This window comes from Dyella sp. A6, from assembly GCF_036320485.1.
Classification (GTDB): domain Bacteria; phylum Pseudomonadota; class Gammaproteobacteria; order Xanthomonadales; family Rhodanobacteraceae; genus Rhodanobacter_A; species Rhodanobacter_A aluminiiresistens.
The window spans coordinates 2,831,520-2,843,331 of the sequence record NZ_CP132911.1 but is presented as its reverse complement, the minus strand read 5'-3'; the positions used below and the strand labels follow the sequence as shown (position 1 = coordinate 2,843,331).

At 63.2% G+C, this 11,812-nt stretch carries 10 protein-coding genes; 8 read left to right on the top strand and 2 right to left on the bottom strand.

The window, feature by feature from the left end:
• The first annotated feature begins 58 nt into the window (after positions 1 to 58).
• The 3 genes from RA164_RS12825 (at position 59) to RA164_RS12815 (ending at position 2,869) form a co-directional block, all read left to right on the top strand.
• The gene (locus RA164_RS12825; protein WP_329741239.1) at positions 59 to 1,000 is read left to right on the top strand and encodes a nucleoside hydrolase; all 942 of its coding nucleotides are present in this window, start codon (positions 59 to 61) and stop codon (positions 998 to 1,000) included.
• An 87-nt stretch (positions 1,001 to 1,087) separates the two neighbouring features.
• Entirely contained in the window at positions 1,088 to 1,333 is a 246-nt protein-coding gene (locus RA164_RS12820) for a type B 50S ribosomal protein L31 (protein ID WP_329741238.1), read from the top strand.
• Positions 1,334 to 1,573: 240 nt separating this feature from the next.
• Positions 1,574 to 2,869 carry a citrate synthase gene (locus RA164_RS12815; RefSeq protein ID WP_329741237.1) on the top strand — a complete coding sequence of 432 codons (1,296 nt, stop codon included), beginning with the start codon at positions 1,574 to 1,576 and terminating at the stop codon, positions 2,867 to 2,869.
• A 93-nt stretch (positions 2,870 to 2,962) separates the two neighbouring features.
• On the opposite strand, the gene RA164_RS12810 is transcribed toward RA164_RS12815, so the two are convergent.
• Together RA164_RS12810 and RA164_RS12805 are read right to left on the bottom strand one after the other, a co-directional pair.
• Complete coding sequence (locus tag RA164_RS12810) at positions 2,963 to 3,634, bottom strand: hypothetical protein (RefSeq protein ID WP_329741236.1); 672 nt, start codon at positions 3,632 to 3,634, stop codon at positions 2,963 to 2,965.
• Between the two features lie 85 nt (positions 3,635 to 3,719).
• Complete coding sequence (locus tag RA164_RS12805) at positions 3,720 to 6,254, bottom strand: penicillin-binding protein 1A (RefSeq protein WP_329743546.1); 2,535 nt, start codon at positions 6,252 to 6,254, stop codon at positions 3,720 to 3,722.
• 252 nt (positions 6,255 to 6,506) lie between these two features.
• On the opposite strand from RA164_RS12805, the gene RA164_RS12800 reads away from it, so the two are divergent.
• Genes RA164_RS12800 through pilQ form a run of 5 tightly spaced genes read left to right on the top strand, consistent with a single transcriptional unit; the run spans position 6,507 to position 11,745 of the window.
• Positions 6,507 to 7,565 (top strand): pilus assembly protein PilM, encoded by a 1,059-nt coding sequence (locus RA164_RS12800; protein ID WP_329741235.1) that lies wholly within the window; start codon positions 6,507 to 6,509, stop codon positions 7,563 to 7,565.
• Positions 7,565 to 8,344 carry a PilN domain-containing protein gene (locus RA164_RS12795; RefSeq protein WP_329741234.1) on the top strand — a complete coding sequence of 260 codons (780 nt, stop codon included), beginning with the start codon at positions 7,565 to 7,567 and terminating at the stop codon, positions 8,342 to 8,344. The genes RA164_RS12800 and RA164_RS12795 overlap by 1 nt, the downstream gene beginning before the upstream one ends.
• Complete coding sequence (locus tag RA164_RS12790) at positions 8,341 to 9,003, top strand: type IV pilus inner membrane component PilO (protein WP_329741233.1); 663 nt, start codon at positions 8,341 to 8,343, stop codon at positions 9,001 to 9,003. Before RA164_RS12795 ends, RA164_RS12790 begins: the two co-directional genes overlap by 4 nt.
• On the top strand, positions 9,003 to 9,542 hold the full coding sequence (locus RA164_RS12785) for a pilus assembly protein PilP (protein ID WP_329741232.1): 540 nt from the start codon (positions 9,003 to 9,005) through the stop codon (positions 9,540 to 9,542). The genes RA164_RS12790 and RA164_RS12785 overlap by 1 nt, the downstream gene beginning before the upstream one ends.
• A gap of 55 nt (positions 9,543 to 9,597) precedes the next feature.
• A complete protein-coding gene (gene pilQ / locus RA164_RS12780) occupies positions 9,598 to 11,745 on the top strand; it encodes a type IV pilus secretin PilQ (protein WP_329741231.1) in 2,148 nt (715 codons plus the stop codon).
• Positions 11,746 to 11,812 lie beyond the last annotated feature (67 nt).

Here is an 11,812-nt window from a genome sequence, read left to right as displayed (position 1 = left end):
TTTTCGGTTTACCGGGATGTCTCTACACTGGACTGCCCGACGACACGGAAGACCCGCCATGAGCAGACCGCAACTCCTGATCGACACGGACCCCGGCGTGGATGACGCGCTGGCCATCCTGATGGCGCACGCGCATGCCGATGTCGCAGGGCTGAGCATTGCCGCTGGCAATGTGGGGCTGAACCATACCGTACGCAACGCTCGTATCCTGGTCGATCTGCTCGGTGCCGATACCCCGGTTTTCGGCGGTTGCCCGACCCCGCTGGTACGTCAGCCGGAAGAGGACGCGGCTTTTGTGCATGGCGGTGACGGGTTTGGCGATGTCGGCTTTCCCGAGCCGGTCGCGCAGGCATCGGACGAGTCCGCTGCCCTGGCGTTGTTGCGCTTGACCCGCGAACGCCCGGGCGAGCTGACCCTGGTCGCGCTGGCGCCGCTGACCAATCTGGCCCTGGCCTTGCGGCTCGATCCTTCCTTGCCGCAGCGGGTCAAGCGACTGGTAGTGATGGGTGGGGCCGTGACGGGCCACGGCAATACCGGCAACGTGCCGGCCGAGTTCAATGTCGGGTTCGATCCGGAAGCGGCACACGTGGTGTTCGAGAGCTTTTCCGACTTCGATCTGGTGGACTGGGAGGCCACGTTGCGGCATGCCTTCGAGGATGCCGAGTTCGATCAGTGGCTGGCCGATGGAGACAAGCGCGCAGCGTTCTTCGGCAAGGTGTTCGGCACCGCGCGGGCCTACAATGCCACGCATGACCGGCATGGCATCGTGGCGGCGGATGCGCTGGCGATGGCGGTGGCGATCGACCCGGACATGGTCACTCGCAGCGAGCGGCGTCATGTGGCGGTGGAGCTGGATGGCCGTCTGACCCGTGGTGCCACGGTGGTCGACTGGGCCGGGCGTCTGGGGCATCCGGCGAACGCCAACATCGTGCTCGAAGTCGATCAGGCGCGCTTCGCCGCCATGGTGCGGACGGCGCTCGGCGCGGGCCCGGCAGCCTGATCGCCGGACAAGCCGGGCGTGGGTTGACGGTCTGGTCGGTTCGTCGGTAAACTTGCGCTCTTTTCACCCGCCGCTTTAGAGCCGAACATGAAGCCTGATATCCATCCGAACTATCGCCCGGTGGTGTTCCAGGACCTGTCGTCCGAGTTCGCGTTCCTGACGCGCTCGACGATCGCGTCCAAGGAAACCGTCAAGTGGGAAGACGGCAACGAGTACCCGCTGATCAAGGTGGATATCTCCAGTCACTCGCACCCGTTCTACACCGGTAAGCAGAAGACCATCGACGCGGGCGGCCGCGTGGACAAGTTCCGTCGCCGCTACGCGCAGAAGTAATCTGCTCGGCCGTTGAGGCGGCCAGCCGATGCTGATTCGACACGGAGCGGGCCCTGCCCGCTCCGTGTTTTTTTGCGCTTGTATCTAGACCATCCGCTGACGGATGTTCAGTGCCTGTTGTGCGATAATGCGTCGGTTGTATGGCGTGGTTTCCCCACCCGCGCCACTTCATTCCCCATCGCTGGCCGATGTCCCCCATCGACATTAGCCGGCGTCGACATTTGCCGTAAGGAGGTTTCCGTGTCCGATACCAAGACCGTCAAACTGGTGGACGAGTCGAGCAATCGCAGTAGCGAACTGCCCCTGCTGAGCGGCACGCTCGGCCCCGCCTGCATCGACATCTCCACGTTGTACAAGGACACCGGCCACTTCACGTACGATGTCGGTTTCGGCAGTACGGCCAGCACCAAGAGCGCGATCACCTACATTGATGGCGACAAGGGCGTACTGCTGTACCGCGGCTACCCGATCGAACAGCTGGCCGAGCATTCCAACTTCCTCGAGGTGGCCTACCTGCTGCTCAACGGCGAGCTGCCGAAGCAGGACGAGTTCTCGCGCTTCGAGAACCAGATCACGCATCACACGATGATGCATGAGTCGTTGAAGGACTTCTTCAAGGGCTTCCACCACGACGCACATCCGATGGCGATGCTGGCCGCCGCGGTCGCCTCGCTGTCGGCGTTCTACCACGACGATCTGGACGTGGATAATCCGGCCGACCGCAAGCTGGCCGCGATCCGCCTGATCGCCAAGATGCCGACCATCGCCGCCGCTTGCTACCGCTATTCGATCGGCTGGCCGTTCCGCTTCCCACGCAACAACCTCGAGTACGTGGATCGCTTCCTGCACATGATGTTTGAAGTGCCCAGCGAGCCGCTGCAGATGAGCCCGGTCGCCGCCAAGGCGCTGGACCTGCTGTTCATCCTGCACGCCGACCACGAGCAGAATGCGTCCACCTCGACTGTGCGTCTGGTCGGTTCCACCGGTGCCAATCCGTACGCCTCGATCGCCGCCGGCATCACCGCGCTTTGGGGTCCTGCCCACGGCGGCGCCAACGAGGCGGTGCTGAAGATGCTGGAAGAGATCGGTACGCCGGACAACGTCGAGTCGGCGGTGCTGCGCGCCAAGGACAAGAACGACAGTTTCCGCCTGATGGGCTTCGGCCACCGCGTCTACAAGAACTTCGACCCGCGCGCCAAGATCATCCGCGAGATGTGCCACAAGGTGCTGGCCGAGCTGGGCGTCAACGATCCGCTGCTGGACGTGGCGATGAAGCTGGAAGAAGCGGCGCTGAAGGACGACTACTTCGTCGAGCGCAAGTTGTACCCGAACGTCGACTTCTACTCGGGCATCATCTACAAGGCGCTGGGCATCCCCACCGAGATGTTCACCGTGATGTTTGCCATTGCCCGTACTGCCGGCTGGATCGCACACTGGATCGAGCAGCACGAAACCCCGGGTGCACGCATTGGCCGTCCGCGTCAGATCTACACCGGTCACGACGTGCGTGACTACGTGGCGGCCGGCAAGCGCTGATCCACGCGTTGTATTCCGCAACAGCAAAACGCCCCGCATGTCGGGGCGTTTTGTTTGTCTGGGTTGGCGCCACGATCGGGCCTGCCGTCATACTCAGCGCAGGGCGGCGGCCAGCTGGCGCTCGAAGTCGGCGTTCTCGTGCGCGTCCAGCAATGCCTGGACTGTGGCCAGGTGGCCGCGTCGCATTGGCTTTTCGTCGATCCGGTCCAGCGGCGCCTGGCGCATGGCGTCGCGGGGTAGCACTGTCAGGTCGAACGGGATGGCTTCGGCGGCGAACAGCAGGACCGGATAGTCGGCCTGGGTGTCCCGGGTAATACGCAGGCGGCGTGTCTGTGTCTCGCACGGCACGCCGTGTTCGCGGAGGAACAGGGCGACGGCTTCGGCGTCGTCACTGAATACGTGCAGGCAGACCGCCGAGTGGGCGTCGGCAGTACCGTCCAGCACGGCGCCGACCAGGCGGGGTTCGAATGCCCGCAGGAAGCGCATGGCCTCTACCGCTGCTTCGCGTCGTTGCCGCAGCAGCTGGGGTTGGCTTTCGGCGTGGAACAGGCGCTGGTGCTCGCGCAGTGCCTGTTCTATTTCGTGGTTGCGCGGCAGTGCCTGGGTATCGAGGATGCCCAAGCGTTCCGCCGCCTTGAGCTTGGCCCGATGGAAATCGCGAATGCCGTGTTCGCTCATCAGGCGGGCCGCCTCCTGGGCAACCCGCAGGCGGTTGCGCTGGACGCGGTCGTGCGCGTGGATGCGGTGGTGTTCGCCTCGTGCCATGCGCGTTCCTCCGTAGCCTTGCCAGACAGGCTACACGGAAAAACGCATCCGTTCACGCTTGGCGCGTGAACAGATGCCATGGACATCAGAAGATGTTGTATGCGTGCTGCTGATCCTTGTCCTGCTGCTGTGCCGCCTTGGCGCGCAGGCGGTCGACGTCCTCGACCTTGAAGATTTCGGGCATCGAATTGGGGTCGCTGGCCGTGGTCGGCAGTCCGGTATCGCGGTTGATCAGTATCGTGCTGATGCCGGGCGGCATGGGCAGGCTGTTCTCGGGCAGCCCCTTCAGTGCGCTGCCCATGTAGCTCATCCAGATCGGCAGGGCGGCCTGAGCGCCGAACTCGCCGACGCCATACGAGCGGCCCAGCGAGCTGAAGTTGTCGAAGCCGACCCATACGGCGGTGGACAGGTCGCCGTTGAAGCCGACGAACCAGGCATCCCTGAAATCGCTGCTGGACCCCGTCTTGCCGGCAAGGTCGGGGCGCTTCAGGGCCGCCGCGGCCGAACCGGTACCGTGAAGGATCACTCCCTTCATGAGTGACGTGATCAGGTAATCGGTGCGGATGCCGAGCACGTGGGGTGCCAGGACTGGCGGATGATCGCCGGCGCCATGGGCATCGGCTGGCAGGGCTTCCGTTTCCTCCGCTGCACTGGCAGCAGGTGCGGGCGAGGAGCTGCCCGTGGCGACGCCGTTGGCCGGTGTCGACAGCATGTTGGTCGGAGGTGGTGCGGGAGGGGTGGGATGCAGCAGTCGTTCTTCGCAACTGCGGCAGGCGCGTGCCGGGTTGGCGATATAGACCGGTTTGCCGTCGCGGTTGTCGATCTCGCTGATGAAGTACGGCGTGACCAGGTAACCGCCGTTGGCGAAGACGGCATAGCCACGGGCCATGTCCATCGGCGAGACCGAGGCCGTGCCGAGCGCCAGCGACAGGTTGTCGGGCAGGGCGGCCAGCGAGAAGCCGAAACGGGTGGCGAAGGTGCGGGCGTAGTCCACGCCGATGGCATCGAGCAGGCGCACCGAAACCAGGTTCTTGGAAAGGACCAGCGCCGTGCGCAGGCGCATCGGGCCGGCGAATTTGTCGTCGTCGTTGCTTGGCGTCCAAAGGCCGCCCGGGCGCGACGGGTCGGGCAGGGCCAGCGGGGCGTCGTTGACGATCGAGGCGGGTGTGAAGCCCCGGTCGAATGCAGCCGAATAGAAGTAGGGCTTGAAGCTCGAACCGGGCTGGCGCGCCGCCATGGTGGCGCGATTGAACTTGCTCAGCGTGAAGCTGAAGCCGCCGACCATGGCCTGGATCGCGCCATCCTCGGGGTTGACCGAGACCAGCGCGGACTGTGCCTTGGGAATCTGTGCCAGCTGCCAGTCACCCTGGGTGTCGCGCGAAAGACGGACGATGTCGCCGCGCTTCAGCACATCGCTGACCGCCTTCGGCTTCGGACCGACATGACTGTCGTTGATGTATTTGCGTGCCCAGCTTACGGCGTCGAGTCCGATCTGGACGTCGTCGCCGGTGTCCAGGTGTACCGTGGCGGCGGTGGACGAGACGGCCGTGACGATGCCGGGTTCCATGCCGGCGATTGCGCTGTAGCCGGCCAGGGCGTGTTCCAGGTTCGCCGCGGACGGGCTTGCGGGAAGATCCTGGTGTCCTTCGGGGCCACGCCAGCCGTGGCGTCGGTCATAGGCGATCAGCCCGTTGCGAAGGGCGGTTACAGCCTCCTGCTGGCGTGAGCTGTCGATGGTGGTTTTCACCACATAGCCTTCGGTCAGCGCATCGTTGCCGAAGCGCTTGAGCACCTGCTGCCGCACCATCTCGGCGACGTACGGGGCGTGTACCTGGATGGGCTGTTCGTGCGGCGAGGCATCATCCGGTGCGGCGATCGCCTGCTCGTACTGGGCCTTGTTGATGAAGTGGTGCTCGTGCATCTGGCCGAGCACCCAGTTGCGGCGGGCCACCAGCCGCTTCGGGTTGGTCACCGGGTTGACCGCGGAGGGCAACTGGAACGTGGAGGCGATCGATGCGCACTGGGCGATCGTCAGCTGATCCAGCTTCTTGCCGTAGTAATACTCGGCGGCAGCGGCCACGCCATAGGCGCGGTGGCCGAGGAACATCTTGTTGAGGTAGAGCTCCAGGATCTGGTCCTTGGTCAGCTCCTTCTCCATCCGCAGCGCCGTGAACATCTCGATCAGCTTGCGCGAGTAAAGCTTCTCGGGGCTGAGGAAGAAGTTGCGCGCGACCTGCTGGGTGATGGTCGAGCCGCCCTGCACCTTCTGGCCGCCGGCCAGGATCACGTGCCAGCCTGCGCGTACGATGCCGCGCCAGTCGATGCCGGGGTGGTGATAGAAGTCGGCGTCCTCGGCGGACAGCACGGCATCCTTCAGCATCGGCGGCACCTGGTCGATGCTGACCGGGATGCGCCGGGTCTCGCCGAAGGTGGCGATCAGCTTGCCGTCGGCGCTGAGCACGCGCAGCGGCACCTGCATGTGATAGTCCTTCAGCACACTCACCGCGGGCAGGCGAGGTGCGACCAGCCAGTAGGCGACACCAACGGCAACAACGGCCAGCAGCATTCCGGAAAATCCGAGGATCAGCAGCCAGCGCAGCAAACGCTTCAAGAATGGAATCATGTGAATGTAGCGAGACCTGAGTCAAAACACGCCAGAGTATAGATGTAGGAGTATCCCTGACCGGAACAGGCGAACGGCGCGACCGGATCACGGGCCGGAAAGCGCGATGGCACATAATGTGGCGACGATCACGCCAAAAAGTCGAGAAAAATCGCGTAGGCCGTTGCCATTACGTTAATTTTTGGATTTAATGACCCGGCAGGCGAGCCATTTCTCTGGCCGCAACCGCAAGGGGCAAGGGGGAAAATCGTGGGTCTCTTTACACCCAAAAAGCCGCCGCTGGTTGGCGTCGATATCAGTTCGACGGCCGTCAAGCTGCTGCAGCTCAGTCAGTCAGGCGGGCGATATCGCGTGGAGCACTACGCGGTGGAGCCACTGCCTCCCAATGCCGTGGTCGAAAAGAACATCGTCGAAGTCGAGGCTGTGGGCGAGGCGATCCGGCGCGCATTGGCACGCTCGGGCTCCAAGCTCAAGCATGCGGCGGCGGCCGTGGCCGGTTCGGCGGTGATCACGCGTATCGTGCCAATGGCCAGCGAGTTGTCCGAGGACGACCTCGAAGGCCAGATCCAGGTCGAGGCCAACCAGTACATCCCGTACCCGATCGATGAAGTCAGTCTCGATTTCGAGGTGCTCGGGCCGGTTCGCGACAATCCGGAAATGACCAACATCCTTCTGGCCGCCTCGCGGACCGAGAATGTGGACATGCGCGTGGCCGCGCTCGATCTGGGCGGGCTGGTCGCGCAGGTGATCGATGTCGAAGCGTTCGCGATGGAGAATGCCTTCGCCTTGCTGGCCGACCAGCTGAACGTCGGGCGCGACGGACTGGTCGCGGTGGTGGATATCGGCGCGACCATGACCACCCTGTCGGTACTGCGCAACCAGCGCACGATCTACTCCCGCGAACAGGTATTCGGTGGCAAGCAGCTGACCGACGAAATCATGCGTCGTTACGGGCTCTCGTACGAGGAGGCTGGCCGCGCCAAGCGCAAGGGCGGCTTGCCGGAGTCCTACGAGAGCGAGGCGCTGGAGCCGTTCAAGGAATCACTGGTACAGCAGATCAGCCGTCTGCTGCAGTTCTTCTATGCCGGCAGCGAGTACAGCAAGGTCGACCAGGTGGTACTGGCAGGCGGTTGCGCATCGATCGAGGGCATCGACAGCATGCTTGAGGAACAGCTGGGTGTGCCATGCATCGTGGCCAATCCGCTGGCCCGCATGTCGCTCTCCTCGCGCGTGCAGGCGCAGGCACTGGCACAGGACGCCCCGGCGCTGATGATCGCGGTCGGACTGGCCATGAGGAGCTTCGACTGATGGCACGCATCAATCTACTCCCGTGGCGCATCGAACGTCGCAAGCAGCGCGAACGCGAATTCTTCATGCAGCTTGGTGCCGCCTTCGTGGCGGCCATCCTGTTCGTGCTGTTGTGGTCGTTCTGGATGGGCATGCGTATCGACAACCAGAACGACCGTAATGCCTACCTGCAGGGCCAGATCAAGCAGGTGGACGTGAAGATCGCCAAGATAAACAGTCTGGAAAAGGTCCGCTCGGAACTGCTGGCGCGCAAGAAGATCATCGAGCAGCTGCAGGAAAACCGTTCGCAGATGGTGCACCTGTTCGACGAACTGGTTAAGACGATCCCGTCGAGCGCACGGCTGACCGCACTGAAGCAGAACGGACAGTCGATGACGCTCGATGGCGTGGCCGAGTCCAATGCGAGTGTTGCCGAGTACATGCGCAACATCGAGAAATCGCCCTGGATGGGACAGGCCAGCCTCAGCAAGACCGAGAACACGCATGAGGCCACGCGGATGCCGTACACCTTCGGGCTGACGGTGGCCCTGAGCCGGCCCAAGGACGCCGACAGCAGCAAGGCTGAACTGCCTGTGGGTACCAACGGTCCCGCCACCAAGGCAGCGGCAACGAAGGCGATGAAACCGATGAAGCCGGCTCAGCTGCCGGCCAGCAGCGCATCCACTGCCACGAAGGGCAAGAGTGTGGAAAAGCCGACGGTTTCGGTCAGCGCGATGCAGCCGGCAGCGCATCCGCCGGCTGCACATGATGCCGCGGTCAAGGGGGGCGCCAAGTCATGAAATTCTTCGACGAACTGCGCAATCTCGATCGCAACAACATCGGCGGCTGGCCGCAGTCGATAAAGATCTTCTTCACCGCGCTGGTTTTCCTGGTCATCGTGTTCTTCGGCTGGTATCTGCATGTCAGCAACCAGCAGGATGACCTGAGCAACCTGGCGGGCAAGGAAGTCCAGCTCAAGCGCGAATTTGCCCAGAAGCAGGCCAAGGCGGTCAATCTTGAGGCGCTGCAGAAGCAGCTCGACGAGATGCAGGACATGTTGCGTCAGCTGCTGCGCCAGCTGCCCAGCAAGACCGAGATGCCGGAGCTGCTGGTCGACATATCGCAAGCGGCCTTGTCGGCAGGGCTCGATCCGGAGCTGTTCCAGCCGGGTCCGGAGACGCCCAAGGACTTCTACGCCGAGAAGCCGATCAAGCTGAAGATGATCGGTACCTACCACCAGTTCGGCACGTTCATCAGTGATGTGGCCTCGTTGCCGCGCGTGGTGATCCTCACCATGCACGACGTGTCGCTCAAGCCGCTGCACCCGCCTGCCAAGGGGGCGGAGCCGCGCGCCAACGAGCAACTGGTGTTGCAGGGTACGGTCAGAACCTACCGCTATCTCGACGACAGTGAAATGAGCAAGAGCAACAAGAAACCTGCACGCGGGGGGAGGCGGTGATGAGCATGCACGCTCCCAAAACCCTCCGTCTGGCCCGCATCGGCTTGATGCTGGGTGCAGCTTTCCTGCTCGGTGGCTGCACACGCGGCATGAGTGACCTGCGCGCCTGGGTGGCCCATCAGAAATCACTCAAGGGCGCGCCGATTCCGCCGTTGCCTGTCATCAAGACGTTCGAAACCTTCACCTATCAGGATCAGGACAAGCGCGACCCGTTTGGTCCAAGCCCGGTCGAGGAGCAACAGAACAACGCATCCTCCGGTCCGCGCCCCGACCAGAACAGGCCGAAGCAACCGCTGGAGATGTTCGCGCTCGACAGCCTGAAGATGGTGGGAACCATCGGCACCGGTTCGCACATCCAGGCGCTGATTCAGGACCCGGGTGGCGTGATTCACCGCGTCACAGTCGATGAATACATGGGCCAGAACTATGGCCGGGTCACCAAGGTGGCTCCGGATCATGTCGATCTGGTGGAACTGGTTCCCAATGGCAATGGTGGCTGGATGGAACGTCCCGCCAGCATCGCGCTAGGCGAGAAATAGGACTACAGGGGCTGAAGCAATGACTAAATCAATCCAACCCGTCCGGAGCCCTGTTATGCGCCTGGCAAGCCGTTGCCTGATGCTGGCCCTGCTGATCGGTGGCACCGTGTGGGCGACCGACGCGGCGGCCACGACCACCCTCAAGGACATCCATGCAGAAACGCTTCCCGGTGGGCGCGTGGCGCTGCATCTGGATTTCGCCGGTGGCCCCGTGCCGCAACCACGCATCTTCACCACGGACAATCCGCCACGCATCGCGGTGGATTTTGCGAATACGGTCAATGGAGCCGCGCGGCACACGGATCTCAACGTGGGTGCAACTACCGGCGTCACTGCGGTGTCTGCAGGTGGTCGTACACGCGTGCTGGTCGACCTGATCCGCAGCTCGACCTATGAAACCAAGGTCGAGGGTGACAGTCTGGTGCTGACTGTCGACAACGGCAGCGCGATTCAGCCTGCGGCAGCGGCGGCAACCATCGATCCGTCGAAAGTACTGCCTTCGGCGACCAATGGGCCGTTGGTAAGCAATATCGATTTCCGGCGCGGCGTGAATGGTTCTGGCCGGGTTCTGATCAGCTTCGCCGGTCCGGGTGCGCATGCCAACATGCATCGCGAAGGCGACAAGGTCCTGGTGGATCTGGAGCACGTGCGTCTGCCTGCCAGCGACGCGCAGCGTCTGGATGTGCTGGATTTCGCCACGCCGGTGGAGTACATCAGCACGCGTGCGACGCCGGGTGGTGCTCGCATGGAAATCTCGTTCAGGGGTTCGGTGGATACCTCGTCGTACCAGACGGGTAACCAGTACGTCGTCGAAATATCGCCGAAGAAGGTCGATGCCAAGGCCGAGGCCATCGCCAACGGGTCGCAGCATCACGTCTATACCGGCAATCGTGTCACCTTCAATTTCCAGAACATCCCTGTCCGTTCGGCGCTCCAGCTGCTGGCCGACGTGTCTGGCCTCAACCTGGTGGCGTCCGATTCCGTGGGTGGCAGCGTCACGCTGCGCCTGGTGAACGTGCCCTGGGACCAGGCACTCGACGTGATCCTTCGCGCCAAGGGCCTGGACAAGCGCCGCGACGGCAACGTGATCTGGATCGCTCCGCAGAAGGAGATCGCTTCCTATGAGGAGAGCGTGGCCCAGGCGCGGATCAAGGAAGAGGACAGCGCACCGCTGATCACCAGCTATATCCCGATCAGCTACGGCAAGGCCAAGGACATCGCCAAGCTGCTGACCACGGGCAGCATGCAGAGTGGTGGCGGTGGCGGTAGCTCGGGCAACAACAGCCATGGCTTCCTGTCGCCGCGTGGCAGCGTGTCGTACGACAACCGTACCAACACCCTGCTGCTCAACGATACCGCCGCGAAGACCGCCGAGATCCGCAAGCTGGTAGCGGAACTCGACAAGCCGGTGCAGCAGGTGCTGATCGAGTCGCGCATCGTGATCGCCACCGACAGCTTCGAACGCGATCTGGGTGTGAAGTGGGGCATCAACGGGCAGCAGACCAACCCTAGCGGTCAGGTCCTGCAGATCGGTGGCCCGCTCACCAGTGCTACGACGACCGGGACCGGTACGGCCAGCATTGCAAGCCCGAGCGGGTTCAACGTGAACCTGCCGTCGACCACCACGGGTGGCGCGTTGGGCCTGGCCATTCTGGGCAAAAACTATGCACTGGACCTGGAGCTTTCCGCCGCACAGACCGAGGGTCGTGGCGAGGTGATCTCCAGCCCCCGCGTGATCACCGCGAACCAGCAGGAAGCGGATATCCGTCAGGGTCAGGAAATCGGCTACGTGACCTACCAGAGTGGCTCCGCCAGCGCCGGCGGCGTGCCCACGGCCTCGGTGCAGTTCAAGGATGCCGTGCTGGAACTGAAGGTGACGCCCACCATCACGGCCGACAACCGCATCTATCTGTCGATCAACGTCAAGAAGGACGCGCTGAACAAGTTCATCACCACGCCGAATGGCCAGGTGCCGCTGATCGATACGCGCTCGGTGAACACCTCGGCACTGGTCGACAATGGCCAGACCGTGGTGCTGGGCGGTATCTACGAGATCACCAAGAACGACTCGATCGTGAAGGTGCCGGGACTGGGCGACATTCCGATCCTGGGGAGCCTGTTCCGCCAGACGTCGCGGACGAACAGCAAAGCGGAACTGCTGATCTTTGTAACGCCGCGCATTCTCAGCGACAACCTGCAATAGGCCTTGCAGCAAGGTCATGAAAGGGCGGCCATCGTGCCGCCCTTTTCATTGTCGCTACCCACATCCG

Excerpts from the sequence above, each read along its gene's own strand:
- RA164_RS12820 (WP_329741238.1), top strand. The coding sequence starts at position 1,088 with ATGAAGCCTGATATCCATCCGAACTATCGCCCGGTGGTGTTCCAGGAC.
- RA164_RS12785 (WP_329741232.1), top strand. The coding sequence starts at position 9,003 with ATGAGCATGCACGCTCCCAAAACCCTCCGTCTGGCCCGCATCGGCTTG.
- RA164_RS12795 (WP_329741234.1), top strand. The coding sequence starts at position 7,565 with ATGGCACGCATCAATCTACTCCCGTGGCGCATCGAACGTCGCAAGCAG.
- RA164_RS12810 (WP_329741236.1), bottom strand. The coding sequence starts at position 3,634 with ATGGCACGAGGCGAACACCACCGCATCCACGCGCACGACCGCGTCCAG.
- RA164_RS12790 (WP_329741233.1), top strand. The coding sequence starts at position 8,341 with ATGAAATTCTTCGACGAACTGCGCAATCTCGATCGCAACAACATCGGC.
- pilQ (WP_329741231.1), top strand. The coding sequence starts at position 9,598 with ATGCGCCTGGCAAGCCGTTGCCTGATGCTGGCCCTGCTGATCGGTGGC.
- RA164_RS12825 (WP_329741239.1), top strand. The coding sequence starts at position 59 with ATGAGCAGACCGCAACTCCTGATCGACACGGACCCCGGCGTGGATGAC.